Origin of the sequence: Bradyrhizobium jicamae, assembly GCF_018130695.1 — a bacterium.
GTDB classification, from domain to species: domain Bacteria; phylum Pseudomonadota; class Alphaproteobacteria; order Rhizobiales; family Xanthobacteraceae; genus Bradyrhizobium; species Bradyrhizobium jicamae_B.
This window is the reverse complement of sequence record NZ_JAFCJX010000042.1, coordinates 31,118-50,343: the sequence shown is the minus strand read 5'-3', so window position 1 is coordinate 50,343 and position 19,226 is coordinate 31,118. Positions and strand designations below refer to the sequence as shown.

General features: G+C 64.1%; 11 protein-coding genes. 10 read left to right on the top strand and 1 reads right to left on the bottom strand.

The window, feature by feature from the left end; translation table 11 throughout:
- Window positions 1-142: 142 nt before the first annotated feature.
- Both JQ604_RS38035 and JQ604_RS38030 read left to right on the top strand, forming a co-directional pair.
- A complete protein-coding gene (locus JQ604_RS38035) occupies window positions 143-6,967 on the top strand; it encodes a cadherin-like domain-containing protein (RefSeq protein WP_212365878.1) in 6,825 nt (2,274 codons plus the stop codon).
- A 151-nt stretch (window positions 6,968-7,118) separates the two neighbouring features.
- The gene (locus tag JQ604_RS38030) at window positions 7,119-9,359 is read left to right on the top strand and encodes a CHASE2 domain-containing protein (RefSeq protein ID WP_212365877.1); all 2,241 of its coding nucleotides are present in this window, start codon (window positions 7,119-7,121) and stop codon (window positions 9,357-9,359) included.
- Window positions 9,360-9,505: 146 nt separating this feature from the next.
- Here the strand turns inward: JQ604_RS38030 and JQ604_RS38025 are convergent, their stop codons facing one another.
- Complete coding sequence (locus tag JQ604_RS38025; protein WP_433996329.1) at window positions 9,506-11,113, bottom strand: ABC transporter substrate-binding protein; 1,608 nt, start codon at window positions 11,111-11,113, stop codon at window positions 9,506-9,508.
- A gap of 205 nt (window positions 11,114-11,318) precedes the next feature.
- Between JQ604_RS38025 and JQ604_RS38020 the strand changes: the two genes are divergently transcribed.
- The 8 genes from JQ604_RS38020 (at window position 11,319) to JQ604_RS37985 (ending at window position 19,018) form a co-directional block, all read left to right on the top strand.
- Entirely contained in the window at window positions 11,319-12,977 is a 1,659-nt protein-coding gene (locus tag JQ604_RS38020; protein WP_212365876.1) for an ABC transporter substrate-binding protein, read from the top strand.
- A 196-nt stretch (window positions 12,978-13,173) separates the two neighbouring features.
- Window positions 13,174-14,127, top strand: a complete 954-nt coding sequence (locus JQ604_RS38015; RefSeq protein ID WP_212365875.1) for an ABC transporter permease — start codon at window positions 13,174-13,176, stop codon at window positions 14,125-14,127.
- 4 nt (window positions 14,128-14,131) lie between these two features.
- The gene (locus JQ604_RS38010) at window positions 14,132-15,019 is read left to right on the top strand and encodes an ABC transporter permease (protein ID WP_212365874.1); all 888 of its coding nucleotides are present in this window, start codon (window positions 14,132-14,134) and stop codon (window positions 15,017-15,019) included.
- A 2-nt stretch (window positions 15,020-15,021) separates the two neighbouring features.
- Entirely contained in the window at window positions 15,022-16,095 is a 1,074-nt protein-coding gene (locus tag JQ604_RS38005; protein ID WP_249159258.1) for an ABC transporter ATP-binding protein, read from the top strand.
- Window positions 16,092-16,289, top strand: coding sequence for a hypothetical protein (locus JQ604_RS38000; protein WP_212365873.1), 198 nt, complete (start codon window positions 16,092-16,094; stop codon window positions 16,287-16,289). Before JQ604_RS38005 ends, JQ604_RS38000 begins: the two co-directional genes overlap by 4 nt.
- On the top strand, window positions 16,286-17,695 hold the full coding sequence (locus JQ604_RS37995; protein ID WP_212365872.1) for an amidase: 1,410 nt from the start codon (window positions 16,286-16,288) through the stop codon (window positions 17,693-17,695). Before JQ604_RS38000 ends, JQ604_RS37995 begins: the two co-directional genes overlap by 4 nt.
- Entirely contained in the window at window positions 17,692-18,672 is a 981-nt protein-coding gene (locus JQ604_RS37990; protein WP_212365871.1) for an ABC transporter ATP-binding protein, read from the top strand. The genes JQ604_RS37995 and JQ604_RS37990 overlap by 4 nt, the downstream gene beginning before the upstream one ends.
- 88 nt (window positions 18,673-18,760) lie before the next feature.
- Window positions 18,761-19,018: a GlsB/YeaQ/YmgE family stress response membrane protein gene (locus JQ604_RS37985; protein ID WP_212365870.1), complete on the top strand. Its 258-nt coding sequence runs from the start codon at window positions 18,761-18,763 to the stop codon at window positions 19,016-19,018.
- The last annotated feature ends 208 nt before the right edge of the window (window positions 19,019-19,226 follow it).

Genomic DNA, 19,226 nt, shown 5'->3' with positions numbered 1-19,226 from the left:
GTCTTGGGCCCTTCGATGATATGAGGGAGTCGTAGGTAATACTCATTATTTATTAACCATTTATGGTGACGCGTTGAATTACGCGGACAAATTTGGCTCGAGTGGATTTACTTCGCTCTCGAAAGCGATCGACCTCGATTCATTGTCGCACAATGGTCATGGGAATGGCGGTCATGGGAACGCCATCACGGTTCCCGACGCCCATCTGCTGTTCTCCGGCGACTTTCACAAATCCGGCAACGACCTGATCATCTCCGACGCGCTGCACCGCGTCGTGGTGCCGGACTATTTCCGCGGCGAGAAGCATCCGACCCTGGTCTCGCCGCAGGGCGCGCCGCTCGATCCCAAGGTGGTGGACGCGCTGACCGGCCACACCGCCTATGCCCAGGCGGGTGGTGCGCCGGCGGCCAAGATGATCGGCCATGTCGCCAAGCTGACCGGCAGCGCCAGCGTGGTGCGCAACGGCGTCACCGTCGAGCTGCAGAACGGCGACGCCGTCTACCAGACCGATTTGGTGCAGACCGGCAGCGCCTCGACGCTCGGCCTCGTTTTGATCGACGGCACGACGTTCAACCTTTCGGCCAATGCGCGGCTGATGCTGAACGATCTGACCTATGATGCCACCAGCACCTCGAACACCTCGCTGTTCACGCTGGTGCAGGGCGCCGCGACATTCGTCGCCGGCCAGGTCGCCAAGACCGGCGACATGAAGGTCGGCACGCCCGTGGCGACCATGGGTATCCGTGGCACGGCTGTCATCCTCGATATCGATGCGAACGACGGCAAAGTGTCGATCTCGGTGATCGACCAGCGCGATGGGTTGATCCACGCGGTTCAGGTGTTCGATTCCCGCGGCAATCTGATCGGCACGGTGACCAGCAACGGCAACTCGCTATCGCTGACCCCGACCGCGACCTTCGATGTCATCGCCCAGGAGAGCGGCAAGACGCCGGCGCAGATTGCGCAGGAGTGGGCAGCGTTAGGCGCTGCCTTGGAGACTTACAAACTTCAGAAGGACATCGATCCAAGTCTACCGCAGCACACCGATAATGGTAGCGGCAATGCCAACCCGCAGACCAGAACTGCGAATGTTGGAAGCCCTTCGCCTTTCAGTGACTCACTGCATCCGACAATCAATACCAATCCAAGCGCGAACAACGGGTACACAGTCGAAAAAATCGCGGACAACACAGCGAATGGCGGGATTGCGCCCCTAGCGCCGCCAAACACGAATTCGGGCCCAACCTACATTGTCGCGAGCAACAATGTGGGGACGCCTCCACCTTCTTCTCCACCGGCGCCGCCGGTGGTGCCGCCATCGGTGTCGCCGATCACGTCCGGTCCCGCCAACCACTCCAACCCGGTGATGAGCGCCTCGGGCGACGTGGTCTACGATCCCGACGGTGTCATCTATTATTACGACCGCGCGACCGCCACGACGACGCAGGTCACGCCCAATGGCGACGGCATCACCTATGGCGGCCAGACCATCAGCTCCGATGGCCGCTTCGTCGCCTATCAGGGCACCGACGGCACGCACACCTACGTCTATATCTGGGGCACCGACCCGTCGGACGCGGCGCACTATCATGTGCAGACCAAGCTGGTGGAGGGCACCTCGCCCGCGATCAGCGGCGACGGCAGCACGATCCTGGTCGAGAAGCCCAATGGCAGCATCGGCATCTATGATCTGAACGGCACTTCAAAGGGCACGATCACGCCGGCCTCGATCGGCATCAGCGGCGGCGAGCTGGCAAAACCTTCGATCAGCGCCGACGGTCACCTGATCGCGTTCTGGAGCACGGACGGATCTGATGGCGCCGGCCATCTCTACACCTACAATGTCTCGACCGGCGCGGTGACGGAGATCGCGAGCACCACGAGCGGCGCCGGCACGCTGGCGGCCTCGATCAGCGCCGATGGCCACTATGTGGTCTATCAGAGCACCGGCGAAACCGGGCACATCGAGATCAGCCTGTACGACACCTCCACCGGTCACGTCGTGTACACGACGGCAAATGCGAACGAGATCCTGGCCGGTGACAGCAAGAATCCGGTGATCAGCCCGGACGGCCATTACATCATCTTCACCAGCACGGCCGAGCTCGTCGTCGGCGACACCAACACTTTTGCCGACACCTATGTGGTCGACATCACCGATCCGGCGTCGCCGATCTACACGCTGATCTCGCAAGGCGGCAATGCGCCGTCCGATGCCGGTGTCGCGATCAGTGCCGGTGGCCTGTTCGTGGCTTTCGGCAGCGCCGCCGCGTTCTCGACCGGCAGCACCGGCAACAATATCTTCGTTTCCGATCCGACGTCGGGCCGCAGCGCGATCATTCAGGAGACCTCGCATTCGCCGGATCACCTGACCACCGGCGGCACCATCCAGCTCGCGACGGCCACCGATGATGTGACGATCACCGTCCTCGACGCCAACAACCAGCCGACCGGCCGCGTTACGGCGACGCTGAGCGGCGACGGCAAGTCGGTGATCTGGAATTTCTCGGAAGCCAAGTCGGATTTCGCCGCGCTGAACTATGGCGACGATCTGACCCAGCAGTTCAAGATCGTGCTGACCAACAGCGCCGGTCAAACCACGATCCCGGTCCTTGTGACAGTCCATGACGCGGTGCAGCCGGGGGTGACGCCGGCCGACGTGGCACCGGTGGCAAGTCCGGTGACCCTCGGGGACGCGCACGGCGCCGGCTCCTATGTGATCGATCCGGCGGTGCTGCTGACGGCGGTCGGCGATATCGACGGCCCGTCGCTCTCGATCACGAATGTCACGGTCAAGAGCGGCGGCGGCACCATCGTCCACAATGAGAACGGCACCTGGACCTACACGCCGGCGGAGGGATATCTCGGCCAGGTCGTGTTCAACTACACGGCTTCCGACGGAACGCTGACCGCGACGTCGACGGCCAGTCTCACGTTGAAAGACGATCCTCCGGTTGCGACGCCGGTGACGCTGGCGGATGGCGTTGAAGACGCCGTCTACAAGATCAACGTGGCAGATTTGCTCGCCGGCGTGACCGATCCCGACGGCCCGTCGCTTTCGATCACCAGTCTCAGCATCGCCAGCGGCGGCGGCAGCCTCACCGACAACCATGATGGGACCTTCACCTATGTGCCGGCGGCCGGCTACGCCGGTCAGGTCAGCTTCAACTATACGGCATCCGACGGCACATACAGCGCAAGCTCGACGGCCAGTCTGAAGCTCGCCTATGAGGCAGCCGTCGCTCCGACGCTCACGGTTGGCGCGAACATCAACTTCGTCCCGACCGACGGATCGGCGCTCAAGACCACGCTCTATCTGCACGCGGGCGACGTCGTCACCTTCCAGTGGAATTTCACCACCGACGACTACTTGCCCTATCACGACTTTGCCTTCGCCTCCGTCAATGGTTCGGCGTTCCTGTTGTCCGACATCCAGTCGACGGGAAGCTACGGATCGACCGGCTGGCACACGTTCAGCTACACCGTGACGGCGGACGGTACCTACGACATCGGTGCCGGCGTGATGAACGACAAGGACCAGATGGTCACGTCGTACCTTGCCCTCGACAATCTCGAGGTCAACGGCACCGTCGTTCAAAGTTTCGAGAAAGGGCTCGCCGGCAGCCAGATCCTCGGCAACGTGCAGGTCGTTGCGAGCGCCCACAGTCAGGCCAACCCAACCCCGATCCTGCCGACCGACGGCAGCATGGAGGCGTTCCTCAGCTCCTATCCGAGCATGGAGTACGATATCGAGAGCTTCCTCGGCTTGACGGCCGGCCGTCTTGCCGATCTCGGCCAGGCGGAAGGCCCGGAACACAGCCCGATCATCGTTCCGATTACCGTGTCGGTCGCCGGCAATACGCATCCCGACGAGACCTATGTCACGATATCGGGCGCGCCTGAGGGCTCCGTGTTCAATCACGGCGTCTACAATAGCGTGGACCATACGTGGAAGATCGATGCAGCCGATCTCGGCGGCAACCTCACCATCACGACGCCGGAAGGCTATTTCGGGACCTTCTCGTTGAGCGTCACGGCGACCAGCGTCGTCCATGGCAGCAACACGTCCGCGACGACGGCTGTGCAGACGCAGGTCGTGACCGTCGATCCCGTCTATCCGGTCGCAACGCCCGTCACGCTGTCCGCCGGCACCGAAGATACGCCTTACATCATCCATGATGCTGATCTCCTCGCCGGGGCCAGCGATGCGACCGGCGCGGCACTTTCGATCAGCGCGGTCGGTGTCGTCAGTGGCGGCGGCAGCGTCGTCGACAATCACGACGGCACCTGGACCTACACGCCGGCGTTTCATTACTCCGGCGCCGTCAGCTTTGGCTATACGGTGTCGGACGGGGTCTTGACGGCGAATTCGACGGCGAGCCTGACACTGGCCGACGTGAATCACTCGCCCACCGTTTCCGGCCCGGTGACCGGCACTGCGACGGAGCATGGCACGCCGAGCGCGCTCGATGCGCTCGCCAACGCCTCCGACGTCGACAACGACACGCTGACGGTGGTGAACCTCCCGGACCAGCTGCCGGCCGGTGTCAGCTACAATGCCGACACACATAGCTTCACGCTCGATCCGAGCGATCCCGCCTACCAGTATCTGGCCGCCGGGGCGACCACGGCGGTCACGGTCGAATACGGGGTGTCCGATGGACACGACACCGTGCAGGGATCGGTGTCGTGGACCGTGACAGGCATCAATGAGCCGGCGACGATCGACGGCAAGTCGACCGGCAGCGTGGTCGAGGACGGCACCATCTCGAACGACGGCCAGGTGATCGCTCTGGACTCCGACAGCGGCACGCTGACGGTGCACGACGTCGACAGCGGCGAGGGCCATTTCGCGACGGTGGATTCCGCGGCGCTGGTCGGCACTTACGGAAATTTCACCTTCGATTCCGACAGCGGCCACTGGACCTACAAGCTCGACCACGCCAAGGCGAACGGGCTCGCCGATGGTCAGACGGAGCACGACACGCTGACGGTGACGTCGGCCGACGGGACCGCGAGCCAGGTCATCGACGTGACGGTGACCGGCAGCAACGACGCGCCCATCATTGCTGACGGGACGGTCGCAAGCGGCTCGATCAACGTTCCGGCCGGCTCCGCATCGGAGAACACCGTCAGCCCCACGCTTGCCGCGGAGCTTTCGCAGTCCGGCCTGATCAGCAACCTGCCGAATGGCTCGCAGGCGGGCTCGGGTGGCGAGGGTGCCAACCAGATCGGCACGGGCTTTGGCACTCTGGCGCTGTCCGCCGGTGACGACAATTCATCCGGCCCGATCGACATCACGTCGGTGTTCGGCGCCGACGGGATCAATTTCTTCGGCCACGACTACACCTCGCTCTATATCAACAACAACGGCAACATCAGCTTCGGTTCGTCGATCAGCCAGTACACGCCGAGCCAGATCGGCCAGGGTATTAACTTTCCGATCATCGCGCCGTTCTGGGCCGACGTCGACACCCGCGGACATGGCCACGTCTATTACGACCTCGATACCGCCGACGGCGTGATGACGATCACCTGGGATGAGGTCGGCTACTACTCCTATGGCACCAACAAGCTGAATTCGTTCCAGCTCGTTCTGATCAACGAAGGCGACGGCAATTTCGACATCGAGTATCGCTTCGGCGATATCGAGTGGACCACCGGCAGTGCCAGTGGCGGCTCCAATGGCCTTGGCGGCACGCCGGCGCGGGTCGGCTATTCCGCCGGTGACGGCGTGCACTATTTCGAGCTGCCGCAATCCGGCAACCAGAACGCGCTGCTCGATCTGGAAAATACCACCGGCAATACCGGCATCGCCGGCGTCGACTATTTCGAGGTGCGCAATGGCGAGGTCGGGCCGTCGTCGCTGACCACGACGGGCAAGATCGATTTCTCCGATCCGGATCTGACCGACACGCACTCGGTTCAGAGCGTCACCTATACCGGCGAGGGCAGCGCGCTGGGCTCGCTGTCGCTGGTCAAGGTCTCCGATACGACAGGCAGCGGCACCGGCGGTGAGTTCGACTGGACCTATACCGCCAATACGACCGTCGCGCGCAACGCGCTCGATGCCACGGACTCCCACAGCAAGGTCGAGACGTTCGACGTCGTCATCAGCGACGGCCATGGCGGTACGCTGACCCAGTCGGTGTCGGTGACGTTGACCGAGGCGGGAAATCAGGTGTCGTTCGCGATGGTTAATTCGCCGGCGCCAAGCGACGATGCCTCGCCGAGCGGCCTCGGCCACCAGACCGTCGATGATGGAGGCATCACCGTCGCGAGCTACGAAAACGCTCCGGCCGGCGTGACGGTGAGCCTGAACGAGCCCGATCAGCCGCAGGACACCGGCGGGGCCGGCGTCGACACCTTGCCTGATAACATCGGTGGCCTGCGCGGGTCGAGCTTCAACGACACGCTCTATGGCAACGGCAACAGCGTGCTGGAGGGCGGCGACGGCGACGACCATCTGGTCGGTCTTGCCGGTGGCCACGACACCGCCAGCTACGAGCATGCGAGCTCCGGCGTCACGGTCGATCTGAACGATCAATCCGGCGCCAGCCAGAACACCCACGGCGCCGGCTTCGATACGCTCGCCAACATTGCCAATGTCACCGGCTCGCATTTCAACGACGTGCTGATCGGCGATATCCACGACAATGTGTTCTTCGGCGGTGGCGGCAACGACACCTTCGTGTTCTCTGCCAACAACGGCCATGACACGATCGGCGACTTCAATACCAGCGAGGACAAGATCGATCTCGGCTATTCCGTGCCATCGGATCCGACAAACACGGCCGTGTTCAACAACTGGCTCAATTCGGTCGCGACCACCGTCGGCAATGATACGCTGATCGACCTCGATCCGATCGGATCGAACGCCCACGCCAACACCGTCCTGCTGAAGAACGTCTATGTCGGCAATTTGCAGGCCAGCGACTTCGTCGTGCACGGTAGCCTGACGACTTGAACAGCGAGAACGAGACCACGTTCCGGGCTTGACGGCCCACTCTGATCCAACCCTGGCGTGCCGGGCCGGCTGCGAAGGCCGGTCGTCGAACGGGCCTTCCGGTGTGAGCCGGCTGATTGGAACCGCCGGCGGGCCGTGATATCCAGACGGCATGAAACGGCTAAGGGTCCTTCGACGCTGGTTTACGCGGCGCTTCGGCTACGCGCGGCTCGCCTGCGTCGCGCTGCTGATCGGGATCGCGATGCTGCGTGCCGTCGATCCCATCCCGGTCGAGGAGTTGCGGGTCAGGACGTTCGACTATTTCCAGCGGTTTGACCCCCGCAAGAAGCCCGCGAACATGCGGCCCGTCACGATCGTCGATATCGACGAAAAGAGCCTGGCTGATCCCAGGCTCGGCCAATGGCCGTGGCCGCGGACGCGTATCGCCGACATCATCAACAACCTGACCCGGCTCGGCGCCGTCGTGATCGCGTTCGACGTCGTGTTCTCCGAGCCCGATCGGCTCAATCCGGATATCGCAGCCGACACCTTCGGCAATCTCGACGAGGAGATGCGGGCGCGTTTGCGCCAGCTGCCGAGCAATGACAAGATTCTGGCGGATGCGATCCGCAACTCCCGGGTCGTGGTCGGTGAGTCCGGCGGTTCTAACGTTCGTGCCGACCTCAACGAGAAACTTCCGGTCACGGGGCTTGCGATGCTCGGTGAGGAGCCGCAGCAATTCATGTATGAGTTTCCGGGCTTGCTGCGCAATGTGCCCGTGCTGGAAGAGGCGGCCGCGGGCCGTGGCCTGTTCACGATCCGGCCGGAGCGCGACGGCATCGTGCGCCGCGTGCCGATGATCATGGTGGCGCAAGGCATCATTATGCCGTCCCTGACCTTCGAGATGTTGCGGGTCGCCAGCGGATCCGACACCATCCTGATCAAGGCCGACAAGGCCGGGATCCTGAGCCTCGGGGTCAAGGTCTTTCAGATTCCGACCGATCAGAACGGCCAGCTCTGGGTCCATTACGCAAGGCGTGATCCTTCGATCTATGTCTCGGCGGTCGACGTGCTGGACGGCAAGGTCGATCCCGACAAGATCAACGGCAAGCTGGTCGTGATCGGAAGCTCGTCGATCGGTCTCAACGACATCAAGACCACACCGGTCTCCCCCGCCATGCCTGGTGTCGAGATCCATGCCCAGGTGCTGGAGAGTGCGCTGACCGGTGCGGTGCTGTGGCAACCGAATTTTGCCGTTGGCATGGAATTCTTCGGCGCGCTGATCATGGGCATCCTGGTGATCGCGTTCGCGCCGCGATTTGGCCCCGTGACGCTCGTCGCGGTCGGCGCGCTGTTCGCCTCGATCCTGATCGGCACCTCATGGTACTTCTATGCGGAGCGGCGCCTGCTGATCGATTTCACCTACCCCTTGATGTCGACCACGGCGATCTACCTGACGCTGATCTTCGCGGCCTTCGTGCGCGAGCAGCAGCAGCGCCGGCAGATCCGTTTCCGAATGGAGCGATACGTGTCGCCGGCGCTGGTCGAGCAACTCGCACAGGCGCCGGAGCGGCTGGTGCTAGGTGGCGAGGAGCGCGAGATGACCATCATGTTCTCGGACATGCGCGGCTTCACCGCGATCTCGGAAACCTACAAGAGCGATCCGCAGGGTCTCACCGCGCTGATGAACCGCTTCCTGACGCCGTTGTCGAACGCGATCCTCAATCACAAGGGCACGATCGACAAATACATGGGCGACGCCATCATGGCGTTCTGGAACGCGCCGCTGGACGACAGGCGGCATCAGCTCAATGCCTGCGAGGCCGCGCTCGACATGCTGGAGCGCATGGACGAGCTGAACCTGGAGCGCGAGGAGGAAGCCGCGGAAGAGGGCCGCGTCTATGTGCCGCTCAACATCGGCGTCGGCCTCAATACCGGCACCTGCGTCGTCGGCAACATGGGATCGGACATTCGCTTCGATTACTCGGTGTTCGGCGACAGCGTCAATCTCGCCTCGCGTCTCGAGGGCCAGTCGAAGGAATACGGCTTCCCGATCATCATCGGATCGAAGACCGCGCTCGCCGTGAAGGAGAAGTTCGCGATCCTCGAGCTCGACTTCATCATGGTGAAGGGCAAGAAGGAGCCCGAGGTGATCTACGCGATCGCCGGCCGCGAGGACGTCGCGCAGTCCGGCCGCTTCCAGCGCCTGCGCAACCTCACCATCGAGATGCTCGCCTGCTATCGCAGCCGCGACTGGGACGGCGCGCTCGCCGCAATCGAGCGCGGCCGCAAGAGCGACGAGGCCCGCACGCTGCAATATCTCTACAATCTCTATGAAGCGCGCATCCGCGATTTCCAGCAGAGCCCGCCGCCGGACGACTGGAACGGCGCGTTTGCGCTGCTGACGAAGTAGAGCATGGATGGGTAGGGTGGGTTAGCTGTGCGGATGCGCAAGCGCATCGGCGCGGCGTAACCCACCATCTTTCCACCAATTCGCGTCATCGTGCGATGAGAGACCGTCGGTGGGTTACGCCTACGGCTAACCTACCCTACGAATCTTCACTCCAGCCCGATCTGCGTCAGATCCTGGAACCAGTGCTGCGCTTGCACGAACTTCTTCACCTTCGGCGACAGCGCATGCGGGTTGGTGTCGTGCACCACCCAGACCAGCACAGCGTCGTCGACGATCAGCGCATGCGCCTTCGCCAGCAACTCATCCTGCTTGGCGGTGTCGAAGGTCTGCTTGGCCTCGTCGATCAGCGCGTCGACCTTCGGATTCTTGTAGCCGCCCCAGTTGACGCCGACCGGCGCGATCTGGCCGGAGTGGAAGAATCGCACGATGGCATAGAGCGGGTCTGATGTGACATAGGCGATGTTGTTGGCGGTGATGCCGGCATTCATCTCGTCCGCCGCACCCTTGCGCCAATGCGTATATAAGGTCTCGAGCTCGACCACCTTGAACTCGATATCGATGCCGATCTCCTTGAAGCTCTGCTGCAGGAATTCGTTCATCGGCAGCGACAGCATCTGCCCGGTGCCGCCCTGCGCGATGATGAAGGTGGCCTTCAGCGGCTTGTCCTTGGAGTAGCCGGCCTCTTCCACCAGCTTCTTCGCGGCGGCGGGATCGTATTTCAATTCAAAGCTCGGCTTGCCGAACCATGGGCTCGACGGGTCGACCTGGCCTTTGGCCGGCTTGGCGAGACCGTTCATCAACCCGACCACCGCGTCACGATCGATCGCAAGGTTCAGCGCCTTGCGCAGGCGGATGTCGGTCCAGGGCGAGCCCGGCAGCACGCTCAAATGATAATTCCAGACATGCGGCGTGACGTTGTCGACGATCTTCATGCCGGCCGCCTTCAACTGCGGCACGGCGTCCGGCGCCGGCGTCTCGATCAGATCGACCTGTCCGGCGAGCAGCGCGTTGGTGCGTGTCAGCGCTTCCGGCATCGGGATCAGGATCAGTCTGTCGACCTTCGGAATCCGCTTCTTGTCCCAATAGTCCGGATTCTTCGTGAGTTCAGCGAGCTCGCGCGGTACCAGTTTTGTCAGCTTGAACGGGCCGGTGCCGGAGGGCTGGCTGGCGAACTTGTCCCAGTCCTTGCCGAGCTTGTCATATTGTGCCGGGCTCGAGACCAGGAACCAGAGCATCTGATAGGGGAAGAAGGAGTCGACCGTCTTGGTCGTGATCTCCACCGTGAAATCGTCGATCTTGGCATAGCTCGCAACCGAGGGCAGGCGGGTCTTCACCTGCGCGCTCTGCCGCTTGTCGAATTGCGGCGCCTTGTCGTTCAAGACCTTGTCGAGATTCCAGATCACGGCGTCGGCGTTGAAGTCGCTGCCGTCGTGGAATTTCACGCCCTTGCGAAGTGTGAAGCGCCACTTGGTCTTGTCTGTTTCGTCGACCTTCCATTCGGTGGCGAGCCCGGGCACGAGCTTGCCGGGCCGGTCGGCGACGTCCATCTCCCACGCCACCAGCGGATCGTAGATCGTGTAGGCCGTGAACTGGTAGGCGCCGGCGCCGCGATCCGGTTGGCCGGTGGTCAGGGGAATGTCAGCCATCGAGATGCCGTAGCGCACGACGGATTCGGCGAATGCGGATGTGGCCGGCCAACCCGCAGCGAGGATAACGGCGATCGCCGCCATCAGGATCGATTTGCGCGCGTGCATGGTGGACTCCGTTCGGCTGAAAACTCGGAGCCAAAACTTGCAAGCTTGATGCCAGAATAGGCAGCCTTATCCTTTGTGCTTATGGGGCTGGGAAGAAATGACGCGGCAGGCGGTTATGACGTGGAGAACTATTCCCCTTGGCACACGCATTGCATACGATTGCCCAAGAAATAATCACCCATCTAGTTGAAGAAGGGACTGTTCGATGCGTCACTACAAGACCAATAAGAAAACGACGGCCGCGCTGCTGGCGTTTGCGATTGCCGCGGGTCTCCCCGCGCTTGCGCGCGCCGAGACCGTGCTGCGCATCGGTATGACCGCCGCGGATATTCCGCGCACGCTTGGCCAGCCCGACCAGGGCTTTGAGGGCAATCGCTTCACCGGCCTCACCATGTATGACGCGCTGACGATGTGGGACCTGTCGTCGGCGGACAAGGCCAGCGCCTTGATTCCCGGCCTCGCCACCGAGTGGAAGGTGGATGACGCCGACAAGAAGAAGTGGACCTTCAAGCTGCGCCCCGGCGTGACCTTCCATGACGGCTCGGCGTTCAATGCCGATGCCGTGGTCTGGAATGTCGAGAAGGTGCTGAAGCAGGATGCGCCGCAGTTCGATCCGAGCCAGGTTGGCGTCACCGCCTCGCGCATGCCGACGCTGGTGTCGGCGCGCAAGATCGACGATATGACGGTGGAGCTGACGACCAAGGAGCCGGACAGCTTCCTGCCGATCAACCTGACCAATCTGTTCATGGCGAGCCCGGCGAAGTGGCAGGCGTTCTACGACAAGGCCGAGGGCGCCGACGCCAAGGCGAAGTCGCAGGCCGCATGGGCCGCGTTCGCCAAGGATGCCTCGGGCACCGGTCCCTGGAAGATGTCGAGCTTCACGCCGCGCGAACGGCTGGAGCTCGTCAAGAATGACAATTACTGGGACAAGGCGCGGGTGCCGAAGGTCGACAAGATGGTGCTCTTGCCGATGCCGGAGGCCAATGCGCGTACCGCGGCATTGCTGTCGGGCCAAGTCAACTGGGTCGAGGCGCCGGCGCCTGACGCGCTGCCGGAGATCAAGCAGCGCGGCTTCGTGCTCTACAGCAATGAGGAGCCGCATGTCTGGCCGTGGCAGTTCTCGCGCGTCGAGGGCTCGCCCTGGAACGACATCCGCGTCCGCAAGGCCGCCAACCTCTGCATCGACCGTGAAGGTCTGCGCGACGGCCTGCTCGCCGGCCTGATGGTGCCGGCAACCGGCACGTTCGAGCCCGGCCATCCCTGGCGGGGAAAGCCGACCTTCCAGATCAAGTACGACAAGCCGGCGGCGCAGAAGCTGATGCAGGAGGCCGGCTACGGCCCAGCTAAGAAGCTGACGGTGAAGATCCAGACCTCCGCGTCCGGCTCCGGCCAGATGCTGCCGTTGCCGATGAACGAGTATCTGCAGCAGGCACTGGCCGAATGCTACTTCGATGTGCAGCTCGACGTCATCGAGTGGAATACGCTGTTCACCAACTGGCGCCGTGGCGCCAAGGACGCATCCGCCAACGGCGCGAACGCGACCAACGTCACCTATGCGGCGATGGACCCGTTCTTTGCGCTGGTGCGCTTCCTGCAGTCCGGCATGGCGCCGCCGGTCTCCAACAATTGGGGCTTCATCAACAATCCCAAGTTCGACGAGCTCGTGACCAAGGCGCGCCAGACCTTCGATCCCGCCGCACGCGATGCGGCACTCGCCGAGTTGCACGCGGCCTCCGTCGACGACGCAGCCTTCCTCTACGTCGCCCACGACGTCGCACCGCGCGCGATGAGCCCGAAGATCAAGGGCTTCGTGCAGCCGAAGAGCTGGTTCGTCGACTTCTCGCCAGTCTCGATCGTGCCGTAACTCTCGCGGCTTGCTCAGTGCACCCTCTCCCCCTGTGGGAGAGGGTGGCTTCGCGAAAGCGAAGCCGGGTGAGGGGTATCTTTCCGCGGATGCTCCTCTCTCGTTCGATACGACTATTTTCGCGGAGAGATACCCCTCATCCGGCGCTTCGCGCCACCTTCTCCCGTAAGGGGAGAAGGGAAGAAAGAACGGCCTCGTGTTCGCCTATACCGCCCGACGTATCGTCTACGTCATTCCGATCGTGATCAGCGTAGCGCTGGTGTGCTTCCTGCTCGTGCACATCACGCCGGGCGACCCCCTGGTCGCCGTGCTGCCGGCGGATGCCTCGCAGGAGCTCGCTGCGCAATTGCGCACGGCCTATGGTTTCGATCGTCCGCTGCCGGTGCAGTTCGGGCTGTGGCTGTGGCGCGCGCTGCATGGCGATCTCGGCAGCTCGATTGCGACCGGTCGCCCGGTGCTGTCGGAGGTGATGCGCGCGGTCGGCAACACCGTGATGCTGGCGGTCGCGGCCGCCATCATCGGCTTCACGCTCGGCCTGCTGTTCGGCCTGATCGCCGGCTATTTCCGCGACACCTGGGTCGACAAGCTGGCGACGTCCTTTGCCATCGCCGGCGTCTCGCTGCCGCATTACTGGCTTGGCATGGTGCTGGTGATCATCTTCTCGGTGCAGCTCAACTGGCTGCCCGCGGTCGGCGCCGGACCCGGCGGCTCCGGCGCCTGGGCATGGGACTGGGAGCATCTGCGCTATCTGGTGCTGCCGGCGATCACGACCTCCGTCATTCCCATGGGCATCGTCACCCGCACCGTGCGCGCCCTGACGGGCGATATTCTGAGCCAGGATTTCGTCGAAGCGCTGCGTGCCAAGGGCCTGCGCGAGCGAGGGGTGTTCCGCCACGTCGTCAAGAATGCCGCGCCGACCGCGCTCGCCGTGATGGGGCTGCAGCTCGGCTACATGCTCGGCGGCTCGATCCTGATCGAGACGGTGTTCTCCTGGCCCGGCTCGGGCCTGCTGTTGAACTCCGCGATCTTCCAGCGCGACCTGCCGCTGCTGCAGGGCACGATCCTGGTGCTGGCGCTGTTCTTCGTCGCGCTCAACCTCCTCGTCGATATCGCGCAGGCCGCGATCGATCCGCGCATCAAGCGGGGCTGAGTAAATGAGCGCGATGTCCGACACTGCATTGCAGGCTGCACCCACCACCAAGGCGCGCGGCTATTGGGCGACCGTGGCGCGGCGGATCACGCGCGACAAGGTCAGCATGGTCTGCGCCCTGATCCTGATCCTGATCTTTGCCTCGGCGCTGCTTGCGCCATGGCTGCATCTCGCCGATCCCTACCAGGGCTCGATGATCCGCCGCCTCCGCCACATCGGCACACCGAACTATCCGCTCGGTACCGACGAGCTCGGCCGCGACATGCTGGCGCGGCTGATCTATGGCGGGCGGCTGTCGCTGATCATCGGCATCCTGCCCGTGATCTTCGCCTTCGTGGTCGGCACCTCGCTCGGCCTCATCGCCGGCTATGTCGGCGGCAAGCTCAACACCGCGATCATGCGGACGGTCGACGTGTTTTACGCGTTCCCTTCCGTGCTGCTGGCGATCGCGATCTCCGGCGCGCTTGGCGCTGGTATCGTCAACTCGATCGTGTCGCTGACCATCGTGTTTGTGCCGCAGATCACCCGCGTCGCCGAAAGCGTCACCACCGGCGTCCGCAACATGGATTTCGTCGAAGCCGCGCGCGCTTCGGGTGCAGGGCCCTTCACCATCATGCGCGTGCACATGCTCGGCAATGTGCTCGGACCGATCTTCGTTTACGCCACCGGCCTGATCTCGGTATCGATGATCCTCGCCGCCGGCCTCTCGTTCCTTGGTCTCGGCACAAAGCCGCCGGAGCCGGAGTGGGGCCTGATGCTCAACACGTTGCGCACCGCGATCTACGTCAATCCCTGGGTCGCCGCGCTGCCGGGCGCGATGATTTTTGCGGTCTCGATCTGCTTCAACCTGCTCAGCGACGGCATGCGCAGCGCCATGGACATCAGGAACTAGCGATGACCGACGTCGATACCCCGCAAGGTATGCTGGAGCCGGTCGCCGATGTCGGCGGCGCGGCCCAGCCGCTGCTGCAGGTTACGGGCCTGACCAAGCATTTTCCGGTGCGCGGCGATCTCTTCAGCGCCCGCAAGACGGTGCGCGCGGTCGACAATGTCTCGTTTGCGGTGATGAAGGGCGAGACCGTCGGCATCGTCGGCGAGTCCGGCTGCGGCAAGTCGACCACCGCGCGCCTCTTGATGCATCTGATGCCGTGCGATTCCGGCGCGATCATCTATGACGGAATGCAGGTCGGCCGGTCGTTGTCCTTGCGCGACTTGCGCCGCGGCATGCAGATGGTGTTCCAGGACAGTTACGCCTCGCTCAATCCGCGCCTCACCATCGAGGAATCGATCGCCTTCGGTCCCAAGGTTCACGGCATGGCCGATGGCGCGGCACGAACGCTGGCGCGCGAGCTGCTCGGCAAGGTCGGCCTGCGTCCGGAGAATTTCGCCAATCGTTATCCGCACGAAATCTCCGGCGGCCAGCGCCAGCGCGTCAACATCGCCCGTGCCTTGGCGCTGTCGCCGCGGCTGGTGATCCTGGATGAGGCGGTGTCCGCGCTCGACAAATCGGTCGAGGCGCAGGTGCTCAATCTGCTCGCAGATCTGAAGCGCGAGTTCGGCCTGACTTATCTTTTCATCAGCCACGATCTCAACGTCGTGCGCTACATCAGCGATCGCGTGCTGGTGATGTATCTCGGCGAGGTCGTCGAGCTCGGCCCGGTCGACGCGGTCTGGGACGCGCCGGCGCATCCCTATACGAGCGCGCTGCTCGCGGCGATGCCGTCATCCGATCCGGACAAGCGTACCGAAGTGCCGCCGATCTCGGGCGATCCGCCCAACCCGATCGATCCGCCGCCAGGCTGCCGGTTTCACACCCGCTGTCCGTTTGCGGAGCCGCTCTGCGCGCAGCACACACCAAAGCTCACCGACCTCGATACAATGGGCCATCAGGCGGCGTGCTACATGGCCATTCCCGGCTCGGGGCACAGCCGCGCGCCGGCAAAAACAACGGGAGACAACGCGGCATGACCAGACCCAGTCCCAAGGAAGTCAAGGTGGTGGCGCATGTCGCCGACGTGCCCGCGGATGACGAGACGGCCACCCGCATCGCCACCTCGATCGGCCCGGCCTTCGACGGCTTTGCCGCGATCGCCGGCACGCTGCCGTTCGATCTCGAGCCCGCGAGCTTCCTGCTGGCGCAGACCGCGACGGTGACGAAATGAGCGAGCCCGCCTTGATGTCGCTCGTGGCGGTCGCGAAAGCGATTGCCGAGAAAAAGGTCTCCTCGCGCGAGGTGACGCGCGCCGTGCTGCACCGGATCGCCGAGTGGCAGCCGCGCCTCAACGCCTACATGGCGATCGAGTCCGAAGAGGCGCTCGCCGCCGCCGACGCGGCTGACGCCGAGCTCGCCAAGGACAACAGTCGCGGCGCGCTGCACGGCGTGCCGCTGGCGCACAAGGACATGTATTACGACGCCGGCAAGGTCGTGACCTGCGGCTCGCTGATCCGCCGCGACTTCGTGCCGAAGACGACGTCGACGGCGCTGCAGCGGCTGAAAGACGCCGGCCAGATCCGGCTCGGCTCGCTGCAGATGGTCGAGTTCGCCTTCGGCCCGACCGGCCACAACGTGCATTACGGCGCGGTGCGCAATCCCTGGAACGTGGCGCATATCACCGGCGGCTCGTCGTCCGGCTCGGGCTCGGCGGTCGCCGCGCGTCTGACCTTTGCGGCGCTCGGCTCCGACACCGGCGGCTCGATCCGCATGCCCGCGCATTTCTGCGGGGTCACGGGATTGAAGACCACCGTCGGCCGCGTCAGCCGCGCCGGCGCGATGCCGCTGTCGCAATCGCTCGACACCGTCGGTCCGCTGGCGCAGACCGCAGAGGATTGCGCGCTGCTGCTCGGCTTGATGGCCGGCGCCGATCCGGAAGATGCCACGACGTCGACATTATCGGTGCCGGACTATCTGGAGGCGACCGGGAGATCGCTGAAAGGCCTCAAGATCGGCGTGCCCACGGCGTTCTATGTCGACGACCTCGATCCCGAAGTTGCGACCATTCTCGACAACACCATCCGGACGCTGAAGAGCGAGGGCGCCGAGATCGTGAAGGTCGAGTTGCCCGATCACCGCCAGCTCAGCGCCGCCTCGCAGTTGGTGCTCGCGGCGGAGGCGGCGGCCTTCCACAAGCGCTGGATGATCGAACGTCCGCAAGACTACGGCGCGCAGGTGCTGATGCGGCTGCAGAACGGCCTCACCATTCCCGCCGTCTCCTATCTTGAAGCGATGCGCTGGCGCGGTCCCGCGCTTGCCGCACACAATGCGGCGGTCAGCGGCATCGATGCCGTGATCGCGCCATCGGCTCCAGTGCCGGCGCCGACGATCGCCGAGAGCGACGTCGGCAACGGTCCGGGCGCGGAAGCCGTGATCCAGCGGCTCACGCGCTTCACCCGTCCGGTCAACTATCTCGGCGTGCCGTCGCTGTCGATTCCATCCGGCTTCACCAGGGCGGGCCTGCCGGTCGGCATGCAGCTGATCGGCCGGTCCTTCGAGGAGGCCGTGCTGTTGCGGATCGGCGCGGCGTTCCAGCGCGCCACCGACTACCACGCAAGGGTGCCGAAACTCGCATGACCGACCTCGTCGAGATCGATAACCTCAACATCCGCTTCACCGGAGATCGCACGGTTCATGCCGTCAACGATCTCAGCCTGAGGCTCGGCGAAGGCGAGGTGCTGGGGCTGCTCGGCGAGTCCGGCTCGGGCAAGAGCGTGACCTTGCGCGCGCTGATGCGGCTGTTGCCGCGGAAGCGCACGCAGATCGCCGGCAGCGTGAAGGTGCTCGGGCAGGACGTGCTGGCGATGGACGACGAGGCGCTGTCCGCCTTTCGCGGCCAGACCGTCTCGATGATCTTCCAGGAGCCGGCGCTGGCGCTCGATCCCGTCTACACCATCGGCCGGCAGATCGCCGAGACCGTGATCCGCCACGAGGGCAAGAGCGAACGCGAGGCGATGGCGCGCGCGCTCGAAATGCTGGAGGTGGTGCGTATCCCCTCGGCCAAACGCCGGCTCGAGTCGTATCCGCACGAAATGTCCGGCGGCATGCGGCAGCGCGCGATGATCGCGCTGGCGCTGGCCTGCAAGCCGAAGATCCTGCTCGCGGACGAGCCGACCACGGCGCTGGACGCCACCGTGCAAATCCAGATCCTGCTGCTGCTGCGCGAGCTGCAGCGCGAGTTCGGCATGTCCGTGATCTTCGTGACCCACGACATCGGCGTCGCGATCGAGATCTGCGACCGCGTCGCGGTGATGTATGCCGGCCAGATCGTGGAGCAGGGCACGCTCCGCGGCATCGTCCGCGCGCCCGTCCATCCCTACGCCAAGGGGCTATTGGCCTCGACCATCCACGGCGCCAAGCGCGGCGCCCGGCTGGAGACCATTCCGGGCACGCCGCCGTCGCTCGATCACGCCCCGGCCAGTTGCTCCTTCGCCCCGCGATGCAGCGTTGCGCAGCCGGGTTGCGCCGAGAAACTGCCGCCCAATGTGCAGATCGCGCCCGACCATGCCGCGCGGTGTGTCCTGGCGGAGTCAGCATCCACGGCAATTACATAACGTCACCGGAATACCATGGCCACATCAGCCGATTGCGGCTAGGTTCCCTCCGCGTGCAACAGGGGCGCGTGAACTTGGGGGAGTATCCATGTATCTGTCGGGTGAAAGCATCATTGTCATCCTCTTTGTCGGCCTCGTCGCCGGCTGGCTGGCCGGCAAGATCGTCCGCGGCTCGGGCTTCGGCATCATCGGCGACATCGTGGTCGGCATCGCCGGCGCGTTCATTTCCACGCTGATCTTCCCGCGCCTCGGCTTCCATCTCGGCGGCGGTCTGATCTCGGAGATCATCTATTCGGCAATCGGCGCGGTGATCCTGCTGCTGGTCGTGCGGCTGGTCAGGCGCTAGGCATCGGCTGCCGAGGCCCAGGGGTCGGGCCGGCGGCCCGGCCCTGCGGATGGGGGGCTGGAGCCTCCTCGGGGCCGCCATGGGGCGAGCCGGGAGGCGTGCCGGCTACGAAGGCCGTAATCCTGTGAACCATTTCACAAAATTCAGCTCAAGGTTGCAGATCGGTTCCGAGACCGCTGGCCGTGGAACAGCTTTATTCCTTCAAGAG

Bases quoted from the DNA above. Each gene is read 5' to 3' on its own strand.
- JQ604_RS38030 (WP_212365877.1), top strand. From the start codon at position 7,119: ATGAAACGGCTAAGGGTCCTTCGACGCTGGTTTACGCGGCGCTTCGGC.
- JQ604_RS38025 (WP_433996329.1), bottom strand. From the start codon at position 11,113: ATGCACGCGCGCAAATCGATCCTGATGGCGGCGATCGCCGTTATCCTC.
- JQ604_RS38020 (WP_212365876.1), top strand. From the start codon at position 11,319: ATGCGTCACTACAAGACCAATAAGAAAACGACGGCCGCGCTGCTGGCG.
- JQ604_RS38010 (WP_212365874.1), top strand. From the start codon at position 14,132: ATGAGCGCGATGTCCGACACTGCATTGCAGGCTGCACCCACCACCAAG.
- JQ604_RS38005 (WP_249159258.1), top strand. From the start codon at position 15,022: ATGACCGACGTCGATACCCCGCAAGGTATGCTGGAGCCGGTCGCCGAT.
- JQ604_RS38000 (WP_212365873.1), top strand. From the start codon at position 16,092: ATGACCAGACCCAGTCCCAAGGAAGTCAAGGTGGTGGCGCATGTCGCC.
- JQ604_RS37995 (WP_212365872.1), top strand. From the start codon at position 16,286: ATGAGCGAGCCCGCCTTGATGTCGCTCGTGGCGGTCGCGAAAGCGATT.
- JQ604_RS37990 (WP_212365871.1), top strand. From the start codon at position 17,692: ATGACCGACCTCGTCGAGATCGATAACCTCAACATCCGCTTCACCGGA.
- JQ604_RS37985 (WP_212365870.1), top strand. From the start codon at position 18,761: ATGTATCTGTCGGGTGAAAGCATCATTGTCATCCTCTTTGTCGGCCTC.